Genomic DNA, 22,870 nt, shown 5'->3' with positions numbered 1-22,870 from the left:
CTCACCATGCGCAAAACCACGTTGATTACTGGCGGTGCCGGCTACATCGGCTCGCATACGGCTCTGGCCCTCATTAACGCCGGCCACAAGGTGCTGGTGCTCGACAACCTGTGCAACAGCTGTCGAGAGTGCATCCGGCGCCTTGAGCAACTGACCCTGACCCGCGTCGACTTCATCAAGGGCGATATTCGCGACCCGGTCCTGCTCGACGATATCTTCAGCCGATACAACATCGACGCCGTGGTGCACTTTGCCAGTCTCAAATCCGTCGAGGAAAGCGTGCGCAAGCCGCTGGACTACTACGTCAACAACGTTGCCGGCACGCTTGGCCTGTGTCAGGCGATGGCCCGCAATAACGTATTCCGGCTGGTGTTCAGCTCGTCAGCCACGGTGTACGGGGAGCCGACGCGCACGCCGATTGCCGAAGATTTCGGCACCGGCAAACCGGTCAATCCCTATGGCCGCACCAAGCTGATGATCGAAGAGTTGCTGACGGATCTGTGCAACTCCGATCCGCGCTGGAGCATTGGATTATTGCGTTACTTCAACCCGATCGGCGCCCACGAAAGCGGAATGATCGGCGAAGACCCGAGCGGCCGACCCAACAACCTGCTGCCTTGCCTGACCCAGGTTGCCATAGGCCGGATACCCGAACTCACGGTGTACGGCAGCGACTACCCCACCGTGGACGGGACCTGCGTGCGCGACTACATCCACGTGGTCGACCTGGCCATCGGTCATCTCAAGGCACTGCAAGTGCTACAGCACGACAATGGCATTCATTTCTGGAACCTCGGCACGGGCGTCGGCTACAGCGTGCTGCAGATCATCCACAGTTTCGAGGACATCACCGGCATCAGCATTCCCTACCGCTTCGCCCCTCGACGTCTCGGCGACATCGCCAAGTGCTGGGCCGATCCCGCCAAGGCAGGACGCGAACTGGGCTGGAGCGCGCAGCGCGGCCTGGAACAAATGATCACCGATAGCTGGCGCTGGCAGTCGTGCAATCCGCAGGGGTATCAATCTTCATTCAAGATTCCGGCACCCGTTGCGGTGAAGTGATGCCGATGCTCAAGGAATGTCTGCTGGTCGTGCTGTTTTCGGTTGCGCTGGCAAGCAACGCCGCGCAGGCGCCAGCGCCTGTACCGACCACCGGCCTCGTGTTGTGGCTGGACGCGGCCGACTCATCCGCGATGACCCTGGATGCGCAGAACCGGCTCCAGCGCTGGAGTGACAAGTCGGGCAAGGCCAATGACGCGACGGTCGCTGACGCCACCTCACCGCCACAGTGGATAGGAAACAGCCTCAATGGCCATGCGGTGGTGCGCTTCGACGGCAATTCGGGATTACTCGGCCGGGCCCTGCGCACGGCTAAAGGATCTGTGACCGTACTGATCGTGTCCCGGCGGTTGCCGGAACAGGCCGGAGTCGATCCCTGGCAACGCTTGTTCAGTTCACGCCCGCAGGCCGCCAGCAACGACAACGTGCTGCCGAATTTCGCGGTCAGCCTGGCGCAAACCGGGGAGTACGAGCCGACGGTTTCCGTGCTTGAACTGCACGACGTGCCGATCGGCCCCTACGGGGTCGGGCGCAATGCCGTCGGTCACTCGGAAAATTTTCGCGGCGACATCGCCGAAGTGCTGGTGTATGACCGTCCATTCGCCTCGCTCGCCGAGCGCCAGCGCGCCTTTCAATACCTGGCAGACAAATGGTCCGTGACCATCCCCACGCATGCCGATACCTGGACCCGCGTCGGTCCATTGGGGACATCGCCGGCCCGCGTCGACGCCCAACTGCCCTTGTCCGATCAGGCCAATGCCGGTCAATGGGTGCTCAACACGACGCTGTCCGACGAGTTCGATGGCACCACCCTCGACCGCACACGCTGGCACGTCAACAATGCCGTCGGGAATGAGTCGCTGGGCCGCAAGCCGGCGCTGTTCACCGAGCGCAACGCCAGTGTCGGCAATGGCAACCTGAACATTGTCTTTCGCAGGGAAACCCTGCCGCAGAAATACGTCGAGCTCGGCTTCAAGGACTACACCTCAGCCATGGTGCGTACCCTTGAACGCGGCTTCTACGGGTACTACGAAGCGCGGGCCAAACCCATGAATTCCGCGGCGTCCAGCGCCTTTTGGCTGGCATGGACGGGCATGACTGACAACGCTACCGAAATCGACATCTTTGAAATCGGCGGCAAGACCAAAAATGCGCTTTCAGACCGCGCCTACAACATGAACGCCCACCTCTGGGCCACGCCGCACAGCACCGAACATATCGCCAACGGCAGCACCTGGACCAGTCCCTGGCGGCTGGCCGGCGACTTTCATGTCTACGGCTTCGACTGGCAGCCCGATACCCTGCGCTGGTACGTCGATGGTGTGCTGGTCAGAGAATCGAAGAACCATTATTTCTTTTTCCCCATGCAGATCGTCTTCGACAGCGAGGCCATGTGGAAATGGTTCGGCGTGGTCGACGATGCTGACCTGCCCTCCACTTTTGAAGTCGATTACATCCGCATGTGGCAACGCAATCCTTGACCCTCACACCAGGCCTGGGGCCAGACGATGAGCCGCCCCAACCGTCATAGCTTTCGCCTTGAGTCGATTTTCACTCGGCACAGTCGTCAGTTTTCAATTCGCGCGAACACCCCCGGAGCGCATGCACATGAACAACCGACGGCTGACAGAACTGGATTTGCTGCGCTTTCTTGCGGCGTTCGCGGTGGTGATCTTTCACTATGCGTTTCGCGGCTATGCGAGGGGTGAGATGTCGGTCATGCCCTATCCACTTTTGGCTGACGTTGCCAAATACGGGTATCTGGGCGTCGAACTGTTTTTCATGATCAGCGGATTCGTGATCCTGATGACCGCTTCGAGCAACAACCTCAAAGTGTTCTTCATTTCTCGGGTCATCCGCCTCTGCCCGGCGTTCTGGGTGTGCTGCACGATCACCTTTCTCATCACGCTGGCCATCGGGCAGCCACGATTTTCGGCCGATTTCTATCAATACCTGATCAACCTGACCTTTCTAGGCGACCTGCTCGGTGTGCCCCCCATAGACGGGGTCTACTGGTCTCTGTTCGTCGAGATAAAGTTCTACTTGATGATCGCGATCCTGTTGGCTTTCAAGAAGATAGAGAAAATAGAAACCTTCCTTGTACTCTGGCTGCTGATCTCGGCCGCAGCGGAAGTCTTTGCTTTCGAAAAGCTGCGCTCGGTCCTGATCACCGACTACGCGGCCTATTTCATCGCTGGCGCGACGTTCTACATCATCTGGGACAAGGGTTTTACCAAATCCCGTATTTCCCTGCTGGCAGCCGCGCAGGCATTGGCCAGCTTCAACGCGATCAAGTGGGCCGAGTCGATTGAACTGAAATATTCGACTGACTACGACTCCTTGATCATCTGCGGCGTCATTGCCCTGTTTTTCATGACCTTCCTTTTTATCGCGACGCATAAGACGTCAGCCGTGGGGAAGTTCGACTGGACAGCATTGGGCGCACTGACTTACCCGCTTTACCTGCTGCATCAAATGATCGGCTTCATGATCTTCAACATCGCTTATCCGACCATCAATCCACACGTGCTGCTCTGGGGCACCATCGCTTTGATGATAGGTGCGTCCCATGTCATCCATAAGGAAATAGAAACCCCGATGGCCAGACTGATGAAAAGATCCCTTTCGTCCTCCTTCAAGCGTCTCAGAGTTGGTTAGCCGGTAACGCAACAGGCTTGGCAATATCGGCAGATGAAAAAGAGGCGGGAGAGGCTTCGGTGAATACCGAAACCTCTCCCGCCTTTTTTTGTTTGTGGCGCAGAGCACCCGTTACAAGGATGATGAACGCTTCAACGTCTCGCTCGGTAACTCCTTGAACAATGCTCGATAACTGCTTGAAAAACGCCCCAAATGCCAGAACGACCAGTTCATCGCCACTTCCGCCACGGTGGTCTCCGCGGGCGAACGCTTGAGCAATTCGCGCCGCGCACTGTTGAGCCTGCGCAACCGTAGCCAGTGGCTCGGCGACATCCCCGTATAGGCCTTGAAGGTCTGCTGCAACTGGCGCAGGGAAACCCCGGCGACCCGCGATAACTCGAGCAAATTGAGGGTTTCTTCCGGCGAATCCGCCGCCCACTCGCCCACGCGTTTGAGGGTGATTCGCTCTTCGGCGCGACGCTGCAAACCGCCGCCATCCAGACACACGCTCGCGTTGTCGAGGATGAACAGACAATCCTCCAATAGCTGCTGAGTCAGTGCCTCTTTACTCGGCAGATCAAGGGCTTGCGACAACTTCGTGAGAGTCGAGCTTAACCAGCGACTGAACAATCCGTTCTGCGCGCCATTGAGCGGTGCCATGAACAACCCCTCCAGCCGGGCCATGTCCAGTCCGTTGCGCTGGACGAATTCCGGGCCGAACACCACAGCGATTTCCTGGTAGTTCTCCGGGGTGATCCAGATGTTGCGGCTCTCTTCATTGAGCAGATACAGCGCGTTGTCGCTGCGATCGAAACAGAACGCCAGAGCCCCTTGCGGCGCGCTGAAATTCTGCTCGACCCGGGTGTTCATCTGTTCTTCGTAAACCTCCACTCCCTGCAAATCCAGATAGCGGATCTGCCCCGCGAAATGCCCTGGCGACATCTGCTGGTAATGCTGCACCCAACCCGGCGTGGCGCGGATTTGTTCGGTGACATCGGCGGTGTTGAACGCTTGAACCTGAAGCGGATTGCACGTCGTCATGGGGAACCTTGCGCACTCTTTTGGTGCGCTTTGGTGCTGCTGAAAGTGGATAGATGGAACGGCAAGGCCCGCCCAAGATAGTCGTCAACGCGCCACAGGGGAAGCCTGCGAAAGATGAAATCGCGTTCCCCCGCGTCAACAAAACCAACGACGAGGTCTTTATGAATGCCCCATTCGATCAGCTGTTCACATGGCTGAAAGATCACAAGATTACCGAAGTGGAATGCGTGGTCAGCGACCTGACCGGCATCGCCCGCGGCAAGATCGCACCGACCAACAAGTTCCTGCATGAGCGAGGCATGCGCCTGCCGGAAAGTGTGCTGCTGCAAACGGTAACCGGGGACTTTGTCGACGACGACGTCTACTACGACCTGCTCGACCCGGCCGACATCGACATGGTCTGCAAGCCGGTAAGCGACGCGGTGTACGTGATTCCGTGGGCCATCGAGCCGACCGCCATCGTCATCCACGACACCTTCGACAAGTTCGGCAACCCGATCGAACTGTCGCCGCGCAACGTGCTGAAGAAAGTCCTGCAGCTGTACACCGACAAAGGCTGGAAGCCGATCGTGGCGCCGGAAATGGAGTTCTACCTGACCCAGCGCTGCGAAGACCCGGACTTGCCATTGAAGGCACCGCTGGGCCGTTCCGGTCGCGCCGAAAGCGGTCGTCAGTCGTTCTCCATCGACGCCGCCAACGAGTTCGATCCGCTGTTCGAAGACGTCTACGACTGGTGCGAATTGCAAGGCCTGGACCTGGACACGCTGATCCACGAAGACGGCCCGGCGCAGATGGAAATCAACTTCCGCCACGGCGACGCGCTCGATCTGGCCGACCAGATCACCGTGTTCAAACGCACCCTGCGTGAAGCGGCGCTCAAGCACAACGTCACCGCAACCTTCATGGCCAAGCCGATCGGCGATGAGCCCGGCAGCGCCATGCACCTGCACCAGAGCGTGGTCGAGATCGCCAGCGGCCAGCCGATTTTCGCCAATGCCGACGGCAGCATGAGCGACCTGTTCCGCCATCACATTGGCGGCCTGCAGAAGTACATCCCGAAAGTGCTGCCGATGTTCGCGCCGAACGTGAACTCGTTCCGCCGCTTCCTGCCGGACACCTCGGCACCGGTCAACGTCGAATGGGGCGAAGAAAACCGCACCGTCGGCCTGCGGGTGCCGACCTCCGGCCCTGAGGCGATGCGGGTTGAAAACCGTCTGCCCGGCGCCGACGCCAACCCGTATCTGGCCATCGCCGCGAGCCTGCTGTGCGGCTACATCGGCATGGTCGAAGGCATCGAACCGAGCGCCGCCGTCGAAGGCCGGGCTTACGAGCGCCGCAACCTGCGCCTGCCGATCACCATCGAAGAAGCCCTGACCCAGATGGAAGAGTGCGACACCGTCGCGCAATACCTGGGCAGCAAGTTCGTGCGCGGCTACGTCGCGGTGAAACGCGCCGAGCATGAAAACTTCAAGCGCGTGATCAGTTCCTGGGAGCGGGAGTTCCTGTTGCTGAGCGTTTAACCAAAATAAAAACAACCCAACCCAACGATCGTTCCCACGCTCTGCGTGGGAATGCCTCAATGGACGCTCAGCGTCCGCTTTGGGACGCAGAGCGTCCCGGGCTGCATTCCCACGCGGAGCGTGGGAACGATCAGCATGGGAAGATCAATCGAAGAGGTGTCGATATGCGTCTGTTGAAATCCCTGATTCCCGCCACCCTGGCATTGGCATGCAGTGCCGGTGCCTTCGCCCAACCCCAGGTCAGCGTCTACAACTGGACCGATTACATTGGCGAAACCACCCTCGCCGACTTCCAGTCCACCAGCGGGATCAAGGTGATTTATGACGTCTTCGACTCCAATGAAACCCTCGAAGGTAAACTGCTCGCCGGCCGCACCGGCTATGACGTGGTGGTGCCGTCCAACCACTTCCTCGCGCGTCAGGTAAAGGCCGGCGCCTTCCTCAAACTGGACCGCGCGCAACTGCCGAACTGGAAAAACCTCGACCCGAAACTGCTGGCCCTGCTTGAGAAAAACGATCCGGGCAACGAGCACTCGGTACCGTACCTGTGGGGCACCAACGGCATCGGCTACAACGTCGACAAGGTCAAGCAAGTGCTGGGCATCGATCACATCGATTCCTGGGCCGTGCTGTTCGAACCGGAGAACCTGAAGAAACTCACCCAGTGCGGCGTGTCGATGATGGACTCGGCCGATGAAGTGTTCCCGGCGATCCTCAACTACCTGGGCATGGACCCGCGCAGCGAGAAACCCGAGGACTACAAGAAGGCCGAAGAGAAACTGCTGAGCATCCGGCCGTACATCACTTATTTCCACTCCTCGAAATACGTGTCCGACCTGGCCAACGGCGACATCTGCGTGGCCTTCGGTTATTCCGGCGACGTGTTCCAGGCCGCCAACCGCGCCAAGGAAGCCAAGAACGGCGTGAACATCGCGTACTCGATTCCCAAGGAAGGCGCGAACCTGTGGTTCGACCTGCTGGCGATTCCCGCCGACGCCGGCAACACCAGGGAAGCTCACGCCTTCATCAATTACCTGCTCGATCCGCAAGTGATCGCCAAGGTCAGCGCCTCGGTCGGCTACGCCAACCCGAACCCGGCGGCCAAGCAATACATGGATCCGGAGCTGGTCAACAATCCCGAGGTCTATCCATCCCAGGAAGTCCTCGACAAGCTCTACATCTCCTCTACCCCGCCCCAGTCGATCATGCGTCTGATGACCCGGTCCTGGAGCAAAGTGAAGTCGAACAAATGAATCAGTACACCCAGGAACACGCCCGCTCCTATTACGCCGCGTCGGCCCGGGCCAGCACACCTTATCCCCAACTGGAGGGTGACTTGATTGCCGATGTCTGCGTGATCGGTGGCGGGTTCACCGGCGTCAATACGGCGATTGAACTGGCGCAGCGCGGGCTTTCGGTAATTCTGCTCGAAGCCCGGCGCATCGGCTGGGGCGCCAGCGGGCGCAATGGCGGGCAGCTGATTCGCGGGATCGGTCATGACGTCGAAGGCTTCGCCCGGCACGTTGGCAGCGAAGGCGTGCGTTACCTGCACCGGGCCGGGATCGACTCGGTGGAGCTGGTGCGCCAGCGCATCACCGACAACGCCATCGAGTGCGACCTGCGCTGGGGCTTCTGCGAGCTGGCGAACACGCCGGCGCAGTTCGACGCCTTCAAGGCCGAGCAGGACAGCCTGGCGCAGCTGGGTTACCGCCATGAAACGCGGCTGGTTGCCCCGGAGCTGATTCGTCAGCAAGTGGTGAACGCGGGGGTCTACAAGGGCGGCCTGATCGACATGGGTTCAGGGCACTTGCATCCGCTGGATCTGGTGCAGGGTGAAGCGCGGCTGGCAGCGTCCCTCGGGGTGCGGATTTTCGAGCAGAGCCCGGTGCTGGAAATCCTCCACGGTTCGACCGTTCAAGTCCGCACCCGGAGCGGCAGCGTGCGCGCCGGCAGTCTGGTACTCGGCTGCAACGCGCATCTGGACGAACTCGAACAGCAACTCAGCGGCAAGGTCCTGCCCGCCGGCAGCTACATCATCGCCACCGAACCGCTGTCGGCGGAACGCGCCGCCGAGCTGATTCCGCAGAACCTGGCGTTGTGCGACCAGAAAGTCGGCCTCGATTACTACCGGCTTTCGGCGGACCGGCGCTTGCTGTTCGGCGGTGCCTGCCATTATTCGGGGCGGGATCCGGCCGACATCGCCGCCTACATGCGACCAAAGATGCTCAAGGTGTTCCCGCAACTGGCGGATGTGCGCATCGACTATCAGTGGGGCGGCAAGATCGGCATCACCGCCAACCGCTTCCCGCAGGTCGGTCGATTGAAACAGCACCCGAATGTGTTCTACGCCCAGGGCTATTCCGGCCATGGCCTGAACGTCACCCACTGGTGCGCCAAGCTGCTGGGCGAGGCGATTCATGCCGGCCACAGTCAGGGCATGGATGTGTTCAGCAGCGTGCCGCACATGACCTTCCCCGGCGGCCCGGCGCTGCGCTCGCCGCTGCTGGCACTGGGCATGTTCTGGTATCGCCTGCGGGAACTGCTGGGATGAGGCCTGCCGGTTAAAGCGCCCTGCACATTTGCTCTATCGCGAAGCACTTCTATATTGATGAAGTGCTTTTGCGTTCCTGACGCTCAGTGCCCAACACACCCTGGAGGTCATGGATGGAGTCGTCAGCCGCCGATCAACCGCGAGCGCCCGGCCAGGCGCCGGTCAAGACCCGGCGTTTCAGCATTTCGCTGGTGTGGATCGTGCCGATCGTCGCGGTGTTGGTGGGCCTGTCGCTGGTGGTGCACAACCTGATGCAGGAAGGCCCCACCATCACCGTCACCTTCAAGACCGGCAGCGGCCTGACCGCCAACAAGACCGAAGTCAAATACCGCAACGTGGTGATCGGCCAGGTCACGGACGTCGAGCTGAGCGACGACCAGAAAAGCGTCAACGCCACGATCAAACTGGCCAAGCAGGCCGAAACCTTCACCCGCGAAGACTCGCAGTTCTGGGTCGTCCGGCCGCGCATCGGTGCGGGCGGTGTCTCGGGCATCGACACGTTGTTGTCCGGTGACTACATCGGCGCCGACATCGGTCAGTCCAATTCGCGCGCCAAACATTTCAAAGGCCTTGAAAACCCGCCGCCGATTACCTACGGCGAGCCGGGTAAACGCTTCAACCTGCACGCCTCGGACCTCGGCTCGCTGGACATCGGCTCGCCGGTCTATTACCGCAAGATCCCGGTGGGCCAAGTGGTGGCCTATGCGCTGGACGCCGATGGCAAAGGGGTCAACATCGAGGTGTTCATCCATGCGCCGAACGACGCCTACGTCACGGAAAACACCCGGTTCTGGAACGCCAGCGGGATTGACGTCAACGTCGGCGCCAACGGCTTTGCGGTGAAAACCGAATCGCTGTCGACCTTGCTGGTGGGCGGCATCGCCTTCCGCGCGCCGGAGTACAGCCCCAACGATGTCGCCGCCGCCGAAGAAAGAACCTACGACCTGTTCGACGACCAGCAAACCGCCCTCGCCCCGCCCAACGGCAAGGCGCAATACCTGACCCTGCGTTTCGATCAGGCCCTGCGCGGGTTGAAAGTCGGCGCACCGGTGGAGTTTCTCGGCATCGAAATCGGCCGGGTGGTGAGCGTCAACCTGGATTTCGACGCGAAGAAACGCAGCTTCCCGCTCAACGTCGGCATCGTGATTTACCCGCAACGCCTCGGTCAGGCTCACGTCAAGATGCTTAAGGTACTCGAGCACAATCCGGACGACGAAGCCGCCGCCGTGCGCCTGATCGGCACCTTTATCGACAACGGCCTGCGCGCCCAGGCCCGCAGCGGCAACCTGCTGACCGGGCAGCTGTATATCGCGCTGGATTTCTTCCCCAAAGCCGAAAAAGTCGCGTTTGACCCCACCGCTCGCCCGATCAGCGTTCCGACCGTCCCCGGCAGCCTCGAACAGTTGCAGGAAAAACTCGAAGCGATGATCGACAAGCTCAACAAACTGCCGGTGGAACGGATTGCCGGCAACCTCGACAGCAACCTCGTGGAATTGCGCAAAGGCCTGACCCAGTTCAACGCCAGGACCCTGCCCGGCGTGCAGAACACCCTCGCCGACCTGAGCAAGACCCTGCAGTCGGCCAGCTCGACCCTGGCCGAAGATTCGCCGCAACGCGAACAATTGACTCAGACCCTCGACGAGCTCGGGCGCATGTCCCGTTCGCTGCGTGAGCTGTCCGATTATCTGGGCCGTCATCCGGAATCGTTGATTCGCGGCCGCCCCGACAACGCCGCGCCGCTGGACCTCAAAGGGCCGCCGCGCAACTGAGCACAGGAGCTGTCCCATGGCTTTAAAGCTGAAGTTCACCGTGCTCGCGATCGGCCTGTTGCTCGGCGCCTGCAAAAGCGCCCCGATCAGCTTTCACACCCTGACGCCGACGCAACCGATGGCCGGCCGCGCTGGTTCGGAAATCGCCATCGAAGGCATCAGCGTGCCGCCGCAGGTCGACCGGCCACAAATCGTGATCCGCCAAGGCAACAGCGGCCTGGCGATTCTCGAGACCGAATGGTGGGGCGCCAGCCTCAGCGATGAATTGCGCAGCGCACTGGTGGATCAGCTCAGTAATGCCGGCGGCCCGCGCAAAACCTCGGTGCGCATCGATGTGCAACGCTTCGATTCGATTCCCGGGCAATACGGGCTGATCGACGTCAAATGGCGCCTGCGCCAGGCCAACACCGGCGACGACGCGCTGCTCGCCTGTCGCTCGCTGCTGCAAACCCCGTCCGGGCCGAGCATTGACGATCTGGTGATCGCCCAGCAGAACAACGTCAAACGTCTGGCCGCGTTGATCAGCCAGGCGTCCGCCGGCTCACGCGGCTGCCCGCCCGCCTCCTGATCGAAACGCACTGCCTACAAGTCGAAACGATCCACCGCGCGGCGCCTTTCGTTGTCGTCGCGCACGTCGTAGTTGGCGGTTGTCTGGATATTGCTGTGGTGGGCGAGCTTCTGGGCAATCGACAGGTCATGCTCCTCGATCACCCGGGTGATGAACGAACGCCGGAAATCATGGGGCATGATCTTCACCCCGACCTGAGTGCCGCGCTGGCGGGCGATGTAATAGATCGCGTGCTTGGTGATGCGCTCGCGGGTGATGTGGCTGCCACGGCGAATGCGGTTGAACAGAAACGCGTCGTCGCTCTCGCCTTCCTTGAGTTCCGAACGACGAAACTCCAGCCAGGCATTGAGTTTGGCGAACGCCCAGGCCGGCGCGTACTTGATCAGCTGTTTGTTGCCCTTGGCGGTGACACACAGGCTGCGCTCGCTGAAATCCACCTGATTCAAGTCCAGATCCACCGACTCCGACTTGCGCATGCCGGTGCCGTACAACAATGCAATCACCGCCGCATCGCGCAAACCTTGTGGCCGTGGATCAGCGGCGCAGACTTCCATCAATTCATGAATCAGCGTGCGCTTCAGATTGCGCCCCTGGGACAGTCGCGTGCCGGCAATGCCTTTGACCGAGCGCATCTTCAATAGATGGTCCTGGCTGATCAGGCTCATGCGCCAGGCTTCATTCATTACACCGCGAATGGCGTTTACATACAGCGAAGAAGTGTTCGGTGCGTAGTTGTCCGCGCGCAATGCAGCGACTAGCGCAACGACGTCATCCGGTTGCAGCCCGTGCCAGGGAATGTCCTCAAGGTTCACGTCTTCGAACCCGAGGCGGTCGGCAGCGTCCTGCAACACGTAACGCATGGTCAGTTGGCTGGAGGGCGCCAGGCGCGCCAGATAAACAGTCAGCGGATTGCTGTTGGAGGGTGAGGATTCAGTACTCGACAAGTCAATCAAACGAAACGGCCTTGAATAAGAAACAGTTCAACAAAACAACTAAAAACGGCAACAAAACTTAAATAAGACGGGGCACTTCTGTAGGACTTTTCTACTAAAAACGCCGATGAACGGAAGAAGTCTGAACGGTGGCTGTATAAGTTTCAGATAGACGATTCGCCAACCGCTTTTTCATGTTCCTTTCACAAAAACGCGCATAACCTTACTTGCATCCAGTGGGCCCCGAATGGCTCACAACGTGCCGTCCGGGGACGCAAAAGTCAATCAGGCATTCCCCGGGTGGTACTTCAAACCCTTGAAAACACGTGTTTTTCAGACAACTGGCTGAAGGATGGCTGTCGCCCCGAGGTTCTTATGAGTCAAGCGTTTCTCCCGTTTTCCCGCCCCAGTATCGGTGAAGAAGAAATTGCCGCCGTCGAACAAGTATTGCGTTCGGGCTGGATCACCACCGGGCCGAAGAATCAGGCATTGGAAGAACACTTCGGCAACTACGTCGGTAGTCGTCACGCCGTGGCACTTTCCTCGGCCACCGGTGCGATGCATGTAACTTTACTGGCATTGGGAATCGGCCCCGGCGATGAGGTCATCACCCCGTCGCAGACCTGGGTGTCCACCGCCAACATGATTTCCCTGCTCGGCGCCACGCCGGTGTTCGTCGATGTCGACCGCGACACCCTGATGACCGACGCCGCGCGCATCGAAGCCGCCATCACCTCGCGCACCAAAGCGATCATTCCCGTGCATTACGCCGGCGCCGCGTTTGATCTCGACCCGCTCTACGCGCTGGCCGACAAGCATGGCATCGCCGTGATCGAAGACGCCGCCCACGCCGCTGGCACCCGCTACAAGGGTCGTCACGTCGGCTCGCAAGGCACCGCAATCTTTTCTTTCCACGCGATCAAGAACATGACCTGCGCCGAAGGCGCGATGTTCGTCACCGATGATGAAGCCTTGGCCAACCGCGTGCGCATGCTCAAGTTCCATGGCCTCGGTGTCGATGCCTACGACCGCCTGACCCACGGCCGCAAACCCCAGGCCCAGGTGATCGAGCCCGGTTTCAAATACAACCTGGCCGACATCAACGCCGCGATTGCGCTGGTGCAGCTGGAGCGTCTGGACGCAATCAACGCCCGCCGCACCGAGCTGGCCACGCAATACTTGCAAAAACTCGAAGGCCTGCCGGTGCAACCGCTGGCGGTGCCTGCCTACGCGCAAACCCACGCCTGGCACCTGTTCATCCTGCGCATCGACAGCGAACGTTGCGGCATCGACCGCGAAGCCTTCATGAAGGGTTTGCAGGATCTGGGCATCGGCACCGGCATCCACTTCATCGCCACCCACCTGCACACCTGGTATCGCCAGCGTGATCCGCACCTGTCCCTGCCCGACACCGAGTGGAACTCGGCGCGGCTGTGCTCGATTCCCTTGTTTCCCGACATGACCGACCAGGATCTGGACCGGGTCGTCGGAGCCATTGAACACCTGATGGGGAAACGCCCGTGAGACCTTATCCGATTCATTGTGTGTCGATCGTCATCCCGGTCTACAACGAAGAAGACAGCCTGCCGGAACTGCTGCGCCGCACCGAAGCCGCCTGCAAGCAACTGCGTCATGACTACGAAATCGTGCTGGTCGACGACGGCAGCCGCGACGCCTCCGCACAATTGCTCGAAGACGCCGCGTCCGTCGTGGACAGCCCGTTCGTCGCGGTCATCCTCAACCGCAACTACGGCCAGCACGCGGCGATCATGGCCGGTTTCGAGCAGTGCAAGGGCGACGTGGTGATCACTCTCGACGCCGACCTGCAGAACCCGCCGGAAGAAATCCCGCGCCTGGTGGCCGAGGCTGAAAAAGGCTTTGACGTGGTCGGCACCGTTCGCGGCAATCGCCAGGATTCGGCCCTGCGCCGTTATCCGTCGAAACTGATCAACCTCGCCGTGCAGCGCTCCACCGGCGTCGCGATGAGCGACTACGGCTGCATGCTGCGCGCCTACCGCCGCACGATCATCGACGCGATGCTCGCCTGCCGCGAACGCAGCACGTTCATTCCGATCCTGGCCAACAGCTTCGCCCGCCACACAACGGAAATCACCGTGGCCCACGCCGAGCGCGAACACGGCGATTCGAAATACAGCCCGATGCGTTTGATCAACCTGATGTTCGACCTGATCACTTGCATGACCACCACGCCCCTGCGCCTGCTGAGCATCGTCGGTTTCGCCATGGCCGGGCTCGGCGTGCTGTTCGCGGCGGCGCTGATCTTCATGCGCCTGGCGTTTGGCGCCGGATGGGCCGGCGATGGCCTGTTCGTACTGTTCGCCGTGCTGTTCGTGTTCACTGGCGGCCAGTTCATCGGCATGGGCCTGCTCGGCGAATACCTGGGCCGCATGTACAGCGACGTGCGCGCTCGTCCACGTTTCTTCATTGAAAAAGTCCTGCGCGGCCATCCCGCCACGCCGGCCCCCGCCATCACCGTTGACGGCCTCACTTCCAACTCCACGTCCGATCAGGTTCTCTCATGAGCGCAAAAACCGTTGTCTTCGCTTACCACGATATTGGCTGCGCCGGCATTCAAGCCCTGCTCGACAGTGGCTATGACATTGCGGCGGTATTTACCCATGCCGATGACCCGAAGGAGAACACCTTCTACGCCTCGGTTGCACAACTGTGCGCCAACAAAGGCATCGCGGTTCATGCACCGGAAGACGCCAACCATCCGCTGTGGATCGAGCGGATCGCCAAGCTCGACCCGGATTACATCTTCTCGTTCTACTACCGCAACCTGCTGAGCGAGCCGCTGCTGGCGCTGGCAAAAAAAGGCGCGTTCAACCTGCACGGCTCCTTGTTGCCGCGCTACCGTGGCCGCGCGCCGGCCAACTGGGTGCTGGTCAACGGCGAAACCGAAACCGGTGTCACCCTGCACCGCATGGTCAAACGCGCCGACGCCGGCGCCATCCTCGCCCAGCAACGCGTGGCCATCGAACGCAGCGACACCGCGCTGAGCCTGCACGGCAAACTGCGGATCACCGCCAGCGACCTGCTGCGCGATGCACTGCCGGCGATGTTGCACGGCAAACTGCGGGAAACCCCGCAGGACGAATCCCAGGCCACGGTATTCGGCCGTCGCACCCCGGCGGACGGCAAACTGGTCTGGGCGCAACCGGCCGAAAAACTGTTCAATCTAGTGCGGGCCGTGACTCAGCCTTATCCCGGCGCCTTCTGCGCCGTGGGCGAACACAAGCTGATCGTGTGGAGCGCCGACGTGGTCAAGGGCAACGAAGGCCAGGCGCCGGGCCGGGTCATCAGTGTCGATCCGCTGCGCATCGCCTGCGGTGAAGACTCGCTGGTGATCAACGCGGGCCAGCGCAACGACAACGGCCTTTACCTGAGCGGCCCGCAACTGGCCAATGAACTCGGCCTGGTGGACGGCTCGCTGCTGCGCGGTGCCGAGTCCGGTCGTGGCCCGCGTCGCACGCGGGTGCTGATCCTTGGCGTCAACGGCTTCATCGGCAACCATTTGTCCGAGCGCCTGCTGCGTGACGAGCGCTACGAAGTCTATGGCCTGGACATCGGCTCCGACGCCATCGACCGCCTGCGCAGCCATCCGCGTTTTCACTTCGTCGAAGGCGACATCAGCATTCACTCGGAGTGGATCGAGTACCACATCAAGAAATGCGACGTGGTCCTGCCGCTGGTGGCCATCGCCACGCCGATCGAATACACGCGCAATCCGCTGCGGGTGTTCGAACTCGACTTCGAAGAAAACCTGAAACTGGTGCGCTACTGCGTCAAATACAACAAGCGCGTGATCTTCCCGTCGACCTCGGAAGTCTATGGCATGTGCCAGGACAAGCACTTTGACGAGGACAGCTCCAACCTGATTGTCGGCCCGATCAACAAGCAGCGCTGGATCTACTCGGTGTCCAAGCAACTGCTGGACCGGGTGATCTGGGCCTACGGCGCCAAGGGCCTGAACTTCACCCTGTTCCGTCCCTTCAACTGGATGGGCCCACGCCTGGATCGCCTCGATTCGGCGCGCATCGGTAGCTCGCGCGCCATCACCCAGTTGATCCTCAATCTGGTGGAAGGCACGCCGATTCGTCTGTTCGACGGCGGCGAGCAGAAACGCTGCTTCACCGACATCGCCGATGGCGTCGAGGCGCTGGCGCGGATCATCGATAACGACAACGACGTCTGCAACGGCCAGATCATCAACATCGGCAACCCGGACAACGAAGCGAGCATTCGTCAGTTGGGCGAAGAACTGCTGCGCCAGTTCGAGGCTCATCCGCTGCGTTCCAACTTCCCGCCGTTCGCCGGTTTCCGCGACGTGGAAAGCAAGGCGTTCTACGGCGCCGGTTACCAGGACGTCGAGCACCGCAAACCAAGCATCGCCAACGCCAAGCGCCTGCTGGACTGGACGCCGACCATGGAAATGCGCGAGACCATCGGCAACACACTGGATTTCTTCCTGCGTGAGGCCATGGCCGAAATCGAGAGCAAGCGTTGATGCAGGCCGGTTTGCGCATCGACGTCGACACCTTTCGCGGCACCCGTGAAGGCGTGCCGCGCTTGCTGGAAATCCTCGATGAAGCGCAGATCAAGGCGACGTTTTTCTTCAGTGTCGGCCCGGACAACATGGGCCGGCATCTGTGGCGCCTGATTCGTCCGCAGTTCCTGTGGAAGATGCTGCGCTCCAACGCCGCCGGCCTGTACGGCTGGGACATCCTGCTGGCCGGTACGGCATGGCCGGGCAAACCGATCGGTCGCGACCTCGGGCACCTGATGCGTCAGGCCCGGGCCGCCGGCCACGAGGTCGGCCTGCACGCCTGGGATCACCACGGCTGGCAGGCCAATGCCGGGCGCTGGAGCGATGCGCAACTGGTCGAGCAGATCCGTCAGGGCGTCGACACCTTGAGCGACATCCTTGGCGAAAAAGTCACATGTTCGGCCGCCGCCGGTTGGCGCGCGGACGAGCGTGTGATCGAAGCCAAACAGGCCTTCGGCTTTCGCTACAACAGCGATTGCCGTGGGCAGCGGCTGTTTCGCCCATTGCTGTCTGACGGCTCGGTCGGTGCGCCGCAGATTCCGGTGGACCTGCCGACCTTCGATGAAGTGGTCGGGCCGAGTGTGGCAGCGAAGGATTTCAACGCCTTCATCCTCGACCGGTTCCGCCCGGACAACCTCAACGTCTACACCATTCACGCCGAAGTAGAAGGGATTCTGATGGCCGAAGACTTTCGTCGACTGCTGGCCGACGCACGCCAGCGAAACATCAACTTTCAACCGCTGGGCGACTTGCTGCCCGAGTTTCTCAACACCCTGCCCGTCGGCCGTGTGCAACGCGGCGCCCTCGAAGGCCGCGAAGGCTGGCTGGGAGTGCAAGGCGCATGAGCAAACGCTGGGCATTGCCGCTGTTGCTGGGGATTTTTCTGCTGGCTTATCTGCTGCCGCTGGGCAGCCATGGTTTGTGGATTCCCGATGAAACCCGTTATGCGCAGATCAGCCAGGAGATGCTGCTGAGCGGCAACTGGGTGTCGCCGCATTTCATGAACCTGCGTTACTTCGAAAAACCGGCGGCCGGTTACTGGATGATCGCCCTCGGGCAGGCCGTGTTCGGGCAGAACCTGTTCGGTGTGCGGTTTGCCTCGGCCCTGAGCACCGGGCTGAGCGTGCTGCTGTGTTTTCTCATCGCCCGCCGTTTGTGGAATGACCCGCGCAAAAGCTTCGTCTGCGCCCTGCTCTACATGAGCTTCGTCATCGTCGCCGGCCAGGCCGGTTACGCCAACCTCGATCCGCAATTCACCTTTTGGGTCAACCTGAGTCTGGTGGCGCTGTGGTTCGCCCTCGACAGCCGTTCCAACGGTCAGCGCATCGCCGGTTGGGCGGTGTTGGGCCTGGCCTGCGGCATGGGCTTCATGACCAAGGGTTTTCTCGCCTGGCTGCTGCCGGTGCTGATCGCCTTGCCGTGGATGCTCTGGCAAAAGCGCTGGAAAGAATTGCTGCTGTACGGCCCGGTGGCCATTGCGGTGGCGATCATCGTCAGCCTGCCGTGGGTGCTGGCGGTGCACGGTCAGGAACCGGATTACTGGCGGTTCTTCTTCTGGCACGAACACATCCGCCGTTTTGCCGGGGACGATGCCCAACATGACGCGCCGTGGTGGTTTTACCTGCCGCTGCTGGTGGCGTTCAGTCTGCCGTGGGTGGGGATGCTGCCGGTGGCGCTGAAACAGGCGTGGCAGACCCGGCGCGACACCGGCATTGCGTTTCTCGGGCTGTGGCTGCTGATGCCGCTGCTGTTCTTCAGCCTGAGCAACGGCAAGCTGCCGACCTACATTCTGCCGTGCCTGCTGCCGCTGGCGTTGCTGCTGGGCCACGCGCTGGCCGATCGCTTGCGTCTGGAGCAAGGCCGGGCGCTGGGCCTCAATGGTCTACTGAATCTGTTGCTGGGCATCGTCACGCTGATCGGGCTGGTTTACGTGCAGCTCAAGCGTCCGCTGTACGACCACGAATTGCACAGTCTGGTGCTGGTGTTCATCGCCCTGACCGGCTGGATCATCAGCAACCTGCTGCAAGCGTTTCGTCCGTTGCAATGCTGGGCGGCGCCGGCGGTGGGCAGTCTGCTGCTGATCGCATTGCTGCCGGCGGCACTGCCCAAATCGGTGGTGGCGAACAAGATGCCGGACCAGTTCGTCCTCGCCCACCAAGCGGAACTGGCGAGCGCCGCTCACCTGTTGAGCAACGACCTGGGCGCCGCGTCGGCCCTGTCCTGGCGCCTCAAACGCCCGCAGGTGGCGCTGTACAACACGATAGGCGAATTGAAATATGGCCTTGCCTATCCTGACGGCATCCAACAACGGGTCGATCCCGATCAGGTGCAGCAGTGGATGCGCCAAGCCCGCAAGACCGGTTCGGTCGGCGTGGTGATGCGGGTCAAGGGGCAAGACGAACTGGACGAACTCGACAGACTGCCCAAGGACGGCGTTCGTTATGAGCAGGGCAACCTGGTGATCATGATCCTGCCGCAGGAGGCGTCATGAGCCTGTTGCTGCTGTTGGCCGCCTGCCTGCTGACCTGCCTGGGCCAGGTCGCGCAGAAATTTGCCGTCGAGAGCTGGCGCGGCGCGAGCCTGTCGTGGTCGAGCAAATTGCGCTCGCCGTGGCTATGGCTGGCCCTGCTCGCCCTCGGCGCGGGCCTGCTGGTGTGGCTGCTGGTGTTGCAGCGCCTGCCGGTCAGCATCGCCTATCCGATGCTCAGCCTCAATTTCGTGATCATCACCCTGATCGCTCGCTTCGTATTCAGGGAGCCCGTCGACGCTCAGCACTGGTTCGGTGTGGTGCTGGTGATTGGTGGCGTGGCGCTGCTGGGGCAACAGTCATGAACCGGCGTCGTGGAATTGTCTTCGCCCTGGCCAGCGTGCTGTTGGTCAGCGTGGCGCAACTGAGCATGCGCTGGAGCATGACGCGCCTGCCCCGACCGGATCAGTGGCTGGCCCTGCCCAGTGTCGACTCAGTCGCGCTGGTCGTGGTGCTGGCGGCGATCTTCGCCTATGCGCTGTCGATGCTCTGCTGGCTCGCCGCCCTGCGCGATCTGCCGCTGGGCCGGGCCTATTCGCTGCTGAGTATCAGCTACGCGCTGGTGTACCTGCTGGCGGCCAGTCTGCCGCTGTTCAACGAATCCTTCAGTTTCTCCAAATCACTGGGCGTGGCGCTGGTCATGCTCGGGGTCATCACCATCAACACTCGTCCGGCCCGTGCGCCCGAATTGAGGAGTTCGCCATGAAAATCACAGTGTTTGGTAGCGGTTATGTCGGCCTGGTGCAGGCCGCCGTGCTGGCCGAGGTCGGCCATGACGTGGTGTGCATGGACATCGACGAGAAAAAAGTCGAGCTGCTGCGCCAGGGTCACGTCAGCATCTTCGAACCGGGGCTGGCCAGCCTGGTCCGCGAGGGCCTGGACGCCGGGCGCCTGCAATTCACCTGCGATGAAAAACTCGCGGTGCAGCACGGCAAGGTCGCGTTCATCGCCGTTGGCACCCCGTCGAAAGAAGACGGCTCGGCCGACCTGCGTTACGTGCTGTCGGTGGGGGACGCCGTGGCCCGGCACCGTGAACAACCGCTGATTCTGGTGGAAAAATCCACCGTACCCGTCGGCACCGGCGACACCTTGCGCACGCACCTGGACAAAGCCTTGGTCAAGGCCGGACGTCTGTTGCAGTTCGATATCGTCTCCAACCCGGAATTTCTCAAGGAAGGCTCAGCCGTCGCCGATTGCCGCCGGCCCGACCGGATCGTCATCGGCTGCGAACGCGAAGAAGTACGCGACGTAATGCGCGACCTGTACTCGCCGTTCAACCGCAACCACGACCGCATCATGTTCATGGACCTGCGCAGCGCCGAGCTGACCAAGTACGCTGCCAACTGCATGCTGGCGACCAAGATCAGCTTCATCAACCAGATCGCCGAACTGGCCGAACACCTGGGCGCGGACATCGAGTCGGTGCGCCAGGGCATCGGCGCCGACAGCCGTATCGGCTACCACTTCATCTACCCCGGTTGCGGTTACGGCGGCTCGTGCTTCCCCAAAGACATGCGCGCGCTGATCCACAGCGCCGAAGAAGCGCACTGCTCCAGCGATCTGCTGCAAGCGGTGGAAGCGATCAACCAGCGGCAAAAACACAAATTGTTCGAGCGCATCAACGCGTTCTACAAGGGCGAACTGCGCGGCAAGACCTTCGCCGTCTGGGGCCTGGCCTTCAAACCCAACACCGACGACATGCGCGACGCGCCGAGCCGGGTCCTGCTCGAATCGCTGTGGGCCGCCGGCGCCAATGTGCGGGCGTTTGATCCGGAAGCGATGCAGGAAACCCAGCATCTGTACCCGGACGAATCGAAACTGATGCTGATGGGCACCCCGGAATCGGTACTCGCCGGTTCCGATGCGCTGATCATCTGCACCGAATGGCAGCAGTTCAAGGCGCCGGATTTCGACCTGATCCAACAACGCCTCAAGGCCCCGGTGATCTTCGACGGACGCAACCTGTACGACGCCGAACGCCTGGCCCGCAACGGCTTCCATTACTTCCCGATGGGCCGTGGCGAATCGCGCTCCCTGCCGATTCCTTTGCAGCAGTGGCCGCACGCCTCGGACGTGGCTTGATCGCGCTGTCTCCCGTCCGGCGCCGGCAGTCCCTGATCGCAGGGCTGCTGGCGTTTCTGCTGTTCATCGCCGGCGTGTACGGGCAGGCGCCCATCGGTTTTGACTCGCGCTTCGTGTTGTTCGCCCAGGAAATGCTGCGGCACGGGCCCGGTGTATTTCCCACCACTTACGGTGAGCCGTACGCCGATTATTCGTCGCTCTCGACCTTGTTCATCTGGCTGTTGTCGTTGCCGTTCGGGGCGGTCAACAGCCTGACAGCGTGGCTGCCGAGCGCTGTCGCCGGCGCGGTGATCGTGACATTGATGTACCGTTTGCTCGCGCCCACATCCGTGCGTTGGGCGGTGGTCAGCATCGCGCTGCTGATGCTCACCAGCACCTTCATCACCGAGACCCGCGCGGTGTCGCAGGACCTGATGCTCGCCGCCGTGGCGTTTTCGGTGTTCTACCTCGGCTATGCCCACGACCATTTCGCTGCCGGTCGGCGCTGGCCACTGGTGTTCATTCTGTTGCTGCTGGGGTTCGGCATTCGGGGGCCGATCGGGCTGGTGGTTCCAACCGGCATGCTCTGCAGCTACTACCTGCTGGATCGCCAATGGTCACGCCTGTTGACCTTCGGTGTGCTGGCTTCGCTGCTGCTGGCGGCCTGCGTGGGGCTGCTGTTGTGGCTGGCGGAGGTCAGCGGCGGGCCGGCGTTTCGGCAGGACGTGATCCGCATGCAGTTCATGGGGCGCATGGACGGCAGCGAAGGCGTCAGCGGTTCGCTGTATTACTTCACCAGTTCTCTGGGCAACTATGCGCTGGCGTATCCGCTGGCCTTGCTCGCGCTGGCGGCGGTGTGGCTGAGCAAGCCCCGGCAACGCGGCCCGGCCTTGCGCCTGGTGCAGTATTGCGCCGCGGCGGGATTGATCGTGATGGTCGGGCTGTCGATTCCCCAGGCGAAAAAGGCCCGCTATCTGCTGCCGATGCTGCCCATGGCGGCGATTATTGCGGCGTATCCGTTTCAGGTGTTGCATGGTCGGGTGTTTGCCTGGCTGCGCGTCGGCATGCAGGGATTGTGGTTGTTGATTCCTGGATTGTTGATCGTCTTGTTGTGGGTGGCGCAGCGACGGTTTCCCGAGTCGTTGACCGATCTGACGCTGATAATGATCGTGCTGGCATTGCTGCAACTGGCCGCGTTGTCGCGGTTGTGGCTGTCGCGCTGGCGAACCGAAATCCTCGCATTCAGCGCTGTTTTGGCGGTCTGGTCGGCGTACGCGCTGGTGTTCGAGCCGGTGGAGCGCCAGCTGTATGACACGCGAACCTTCAGCCAGGCGGCACTCGCGCGGATCCACGAGCAACCCGCGCCGCTGGTGCTGCACGGCATGGGCAAGGACGCCAAGGCAATCAAGTTCATGGTCAACGTCGATCAGGATCTGCAACCGCTGTTCACTGAAACCGCGCAAGCGCTCGAAGCGCTCAAGGGACCGGCGTGGCTGATGATGGATCGCAGCGACTATCAGGCCCTGCAAGGCACGCCGCTCGCTGCGCTGCAATCGGTGCTGAGCGGGCGTTTCGACAAAAACGATTATGTGTTGCTGTGGCTGGCGCCTTAACCTGCGCGACGTGATTTCCACA

General features: G+C 61.4%; 19 protein-coding genes. 17 read left to right on the top strand and 2 right to left on the bottom strand.

Annotated elements, in window-relative coordinates; all coding sequences use genetic code 11:
• The first annotated feature begins 6 nt into the window (after positions 1 to 6).
• The 3 genes from galE to CAF80_RS06335 all read left to right on the top strand — a co-directional run bounded on the left by galE (position 7) and on the right by CAF80_RS06335 (position 3,717).
• On the top strand, positions 7 to 1,062 hold the full coding sequence (gene galE / locus CAF80_RS06345) for a UDP-glucose 4-epimerase GalE (RefSeq protein ID WP_085667012.1): 1,056 nt from the start codon (positions 7 to 9) through the stop codon (positions 1,060 to 1,062).
• Complete coding sequence (locus CAF80_RS06340; RefSeq protein ID WP_085667011.1) at positions 1,062 to 2,540, top strand: family 16 glycosylhydrolase; 1,479 nt, start codon at positions 1,062 to 1,064, stop codon at positions 2,538 to 2,540. The genes galE and CAF80_RS06340 overlap by 1 nt, the downstream gene beginning before the upstream one ends.
• Before the next feature lie 127 nt (positions 2,541 to 2,667).
• Positions 2,668 to 3,717, top strand: coding sequence for an acyltransferase (locus CAF80_RS06335; protein WP_085667010.1), 1,050 nt, complete (start codon positions 2,668 to 2,670; stop codon positions 3,715 to 3,717).
• Between the two features lie 111 nt (positions 3,718 to 3,828).
• Here the strand turns inward: CAF80_RS06335 and CAF80_RS06330 are convergent, their stop codons facing one another.
• The gene (locus tag CAF80_RS06330) at positions 3,829 to 4,737 is read right to left on the bottom strand and encodes a helix-turn-helix domain-containing protein (protein WP_074690530.1); all 909 of its coding nucleotides are present in this window, start codon (positions 4,735 to 4,737) and stop codon (positions 3,829 to 3,831) included.
• A gap of 161 nt (positions 4,738 to 4,898) precedes the next feature.
• On the opposite strand from CAF80_RS06330, the gene CAF80_RS06325 reads away from it, so the two are divergent.
• From CAF80_RS06325 to CAF80_RS06305, 5 genes are all read left to right on the top strand, one after another.
• A complete protein-coding gene (locus CAF80_RS06325) occupies positions 4,899 to 6,257 on the top strand; it encodes a glutamine synthetase family protein (protein ID WP_074690683.1) in 1,359 nt (452 codons plus the stop codon).
• Positions 6,258 to 6,421: 164 nt separating this feature from the next.
• Positions 6,422 to 7,510, top strand: coding sequence for a polyamine ABC transporter substrate-binding protein (locus CAF80_RS06320; RefSeq protein ID WP_085667009.1), 1,089 nt, complete (start codon positions 6,422 to 6,424; stop codon positions 7,508 to 7,510).
• Positions 7,507 to 8,808 carry an FAD-binding oxidoreductase gene (locus CAF80_RS06315; RefSeq protein WP_085667008.1) on the top strand — a complete coding sequence of 434 codons (1,302 nt, stop codon included), beginning with the start codon at positions 7,507 to 7,509 and terminating at the stop codon, positions 8,806 to 8,808. Before CAF80_RS06320 ends, CAF80_RS06315 begins: the two co-directional genes overlap by 4 nt.
• Positions 8,809 to 8,921: 113 nt before the next feature.
• On the top strand, positions 8,922 to 10,577 hold the full coding sequence (locus CAF80_RS06310) for an intermembrane transport protein PqiB (RefSeq protein ID WP_085667007.1): 1,656 nt from the start codon (positions 8,922 to 8,924) through the stop codon (positions 10,575 to 10,577).
• A 16-nt stretch (positions 10,578 to 10,593) separates the two neighbouring features.
• The gene (locus tag CAF80_RS06305; RefSeq protein WP_085667006.1) at positions 10,594 to 11,145 is read left to right on the top strand and encodes a membrane integrity-associated transporter subunit PqiC; all 552 of its coding nucleotides are present in this window, start codon (positions 10,594 to 10,596) and stop codon (positions 11,143 to 11,145) included.
• 14 nt (positions 11,146 to 11,159) lie between these two features.
• Here the strand turns inward: CAF80_RS06305 and xerC are convergent, their stop codons facing one another.
• Positions 11,160 to 12,005, bottom strand: coding sequence for a tyrosine recombinase XerC (gene xerC, locus CAF80_RS06300; protein WP_256578128.1), 846 nt, complete (start codon positions 12,003 to 12,005; stop codon positions 11,160 to 11,162).
• A gap of 447 nt (positions 12,006 to 12,452) precedes the next feature.
• On the opposite strand from xerC, the gene arnB reads away from it, so the two are divergent.
• Genes arnB through CAF80_RS06255 form a run of 9 tightly spaced genes read left to right on the top strand, consistent with a single transcriptional unit; the run spans position 12,453 to position 22,848 of the window.
• On the top strand, positions 12,453 to 13,601 hold the full coding sequence (arnB, locus tag CAF80_RS06295) for a UDP-4-amino-4-deoxy-L-arabinose aminotransferase (RefSeq protein ID WP_085667004.1): 1,149 nt from the start codon (positions 12,453 to 12,455) through the stop codon (positions 13,599 to 13,601).
• Complete coding sequence (arnC, locus tag CAF80_RS06290) at positions 13,598 to 14,620, top strand: undecaprenyl-phosphate 4-deoxy-4-formamido-L-arabinose transferase (RefSeq protein WP_085667003.1); 1,023 nt, start codon at positions 13,598 to 13,600, stop codon at positions 14,618 to 14,620. The genes arnB and arnC overlap by 4 nt, the downstream gene beginning before the upstream one ends.
• Positions 14,617 to 16,608, top strand: coding sequence for a bifunctional UDP-4-amino-4-deoxy-L-arabinose formyltransferase/UDP-glucuronic acid oxidase ArnA (arnA, locus tag CAF80_RS06285; protein WP_085667002.1), 1,992 nt, complete (start codon positions 14,617 to 14,619; stop codon positions 16,606 to 16,608). Before arnC ends, arnA begins: the two co-directional genes overlap by 4 nt.
• Positions 16,608 to 17,492: a 4-deoxy-4-formamido-L-arabinose-phosphoundecaprenol deformylase gene (arnD, locus tag CAF80_RS06280; protein WP_085667001.1), complete on the top strand. Its 885-nt coding sequence runs from the start codon at positions 16,608 to 16,610 to the stop codon at positions 17,490 to 17,492. The genes arnA and arnD overlap by 1 nt, the downstream gene beginning before the upstream one ends.
• Positions 17,489 to 19,138, top strand: a complete 1,650-nt coding sequence (arnT, locus tag CAF80_RS06275) for a lipid IV(A) 4-amino-4-deoxy-L-arabinosyltransferase (RefSeq protein ID WP_085667000.1) — start codon at positions 17,489 to 17,491, stop codon at positions 19,136 to 19,138. The genes arnD and arnT overlap by 4 nt, the downstream gene beginning before the upstream one ends.
• Positions 19,135 to 19,479 (top strand): 4-amino-4-deoxy-L-arabinose-phosphoundecaprenol flippase subunit ArnE, encoded by a 345-nt coding sequence (gene arnE / locus CAF80_RS06270; protein WP_039768616.1) that lies wholly within the window; start codon positions 19,135 to 19,137, stop codon positions 19,477 to 19,479. The genes arnT and arnE overlap by 4 nt, the downstream gene beginning before the upstream one ends.
• Complete coding sequence (arnF, locus tag CAF80_RS06265; protein ID WP_039768617.1) at positions 19,476 to 19,880, top strand: 4-amino-4-deoxy-L-arabinose-phosphoundecaprenol flippase subunit ArnF; 405 nt, start codon at positions 19,476 to 19,478, stop codon at positions 19,878 to 19,880. The genes arnE and arnF overlap by 4 nt, the downstream gene beginning before the upstream one ends.
• Positions 19,877 to 21,256 carry a UDP-glucose/GDP-mannose dehydrogenase family protein gene (locus CAF80_RS06260; RefSeq protein WP_064596803.1) on the top strand — a complete coding sequence of 460 codons (1,380 nt, stop codon included), beginning with the start codon at positions 19,877 to 19,879 and terminating at the stop codon, positions 21,254 to 21,256. The genes arnF and CAF80_RS06260 overlap by 4 nt, the downstream gene beginning before the upstream one ends.
• On the top strand, positions 21,253 to 22,848 hold the full coding sequence (locus tag CAF80_RS06255; RefSeq protein WP_085666999.1) for a glycosyltransferase family 39 protein: 1,596 nt from the start codon (positions 21,253 to 21,255) through the stop codon (positions 22,846 to 22,848). Before CAF80_RS06260 ends, CAF80_RS06255 begins: the two co-directional genes overlap by 4 nt.
• Positions 22,849 to 22,870: the final 22 nt, after the last annotated feature.

It is taken from the genome of Pseudomonas sp. B34(2017), assembly GCF_002112915.1.
GTDB classification, from domain to species: Bacteria; Pseudomonadota; Gammaproteobacteria; order Pseudomonadales; family Pseudomonadaceae; genus Aquipseudomonas; species Aquipseudomonas pharyngis.
This window is presented reverse-complemented; position numbering and strand designations above follow the sequence as displayed.

What these genes read in the sequence shown, in the direction of transcription:
- galE (WP_085667012.1), top strand. Translation starts at nt 7, where the DNA reads ATGCGCAAAACCACGTTGATTACTGGCGGTGCCGGCTACATCGGCTCG.
- CAF80_RS06340 (WP_085667011.1), top strand. Translation starts at nt 1,062, where the DNA reads ATGCCGATGCTCAAGGAATGTCTGCTGGTCGTGCTGTTTTCGGTTGCG.
- CAF80_RS06335 (WP_085667010.1), top strand. Translation starts at nt 2,668, where the DNA reads ATGAACAACCGACGGCTGACAGAACTGGATTTGCTGCGCTTTCTTGCG.
- CAF80_RS06330 (WP_074690530.1), bottom strand. Translation starts at nt 4,737, where the DNA reads ATGACGACGTGCAATCCGCTTCAGGTTCAAGCGTTCAACACCGCCGAT.
- CAF80_RS06325 (WP_074690683.1), top strand. Translation starts at nt 4,899, where the DNA reads ATGAATGCCCCATTCGATCAGCTGTTCACATGGCTGAAAGATCACAAG.
- CAF80_RS06320 (WP_085667009.1), top strand. Translation starts at nt 6,422, where the DNA reads ATGCGTCTGTTGAAATCCCTGATTCCCGCCACCCTGGCATTGGCATGC.
- CAF80_RS06315 (WP_085667008.1), top strand. Translation starts at nt 7,507, where the DNA reads ATGAATCAGTACACCCAGGAACACGCCCGCTCCTATTACGCCGCGTCG.
- CAF80_RS06310 (WP_085667007.1), top strand. Translation starts at nt 8,922, where the DNA reads ATGGAGTCGTCAGCCGCCGATCAACCGCGAGCGCCCGGCCAGGCGCCG.
- CAF80_RS06305 (WP_085667006.1), top strand. Translation starts at nt 10,594, where the DNA reads ATGGCTTTAAAGCTGAAGTTCACCGTGCTCGCGATCGGCCTGTTGCTC.
- xerC (WP_256578128.1), bottom strand. Translation starts at nt 12,005, where the DNA reads ATGCGTTACGTGTTGCAGGACGCTGCCGACCGCCTCGGGTTCGAAGAC.
- arnB (WP_085667004.1), top strand. Translation starts at nt 12,453, where the DNA reads ATGAGTCAAGCGTTTCTCCCGTTTTCCCGCCCCAGTATCGGTGAAGAA.
- arnA (WP_085667002.1), top strand. Translation starts at nt 14,617, where the DNA reads ATGAGCGCAAAAACCGTTGTCTTCGCTTACCACGATATTGGCTGCGCC.
- arnD (WP_085667001.1), top strand. Translation starts at nt 16,608, where the DNA reads ATGCAGGCCGGTTTGCGCATCGACGTCGACACCTTTCGCGGCACCCGT.
- arnT (WP_085667000.1), top strand. Translation starts at nt 17,489, where the DNA reads ATGAGCAAACGCTGGGCATTGCCGCTGTTGCTGGGGATTTTTCTGCTG.
- arnE (WP_039768616.1), top strand. Translation starts at nt 19,135, where the DNA reads ATGAGCCTGTTGCTGCTGTTGGCCGCCTGCCTGCTGACCTGCCTGGGC.
- arnF (WP_039768617.1), top strand. Translation starts at nt 19,476, where the DNA reads ATGAACCGGCGTCGTGGAATTGTCTTCGCCCTGGCCAGCGTGCTGTTG.
- CAF80_RS06260 (WP_064596803.1), top strand. Translation starts at nt 19,877, where the DNA reads ATGAAAATCACAGTGTTTGGTAGCGGTTATGTCGGCCTGGTGCAGGCC.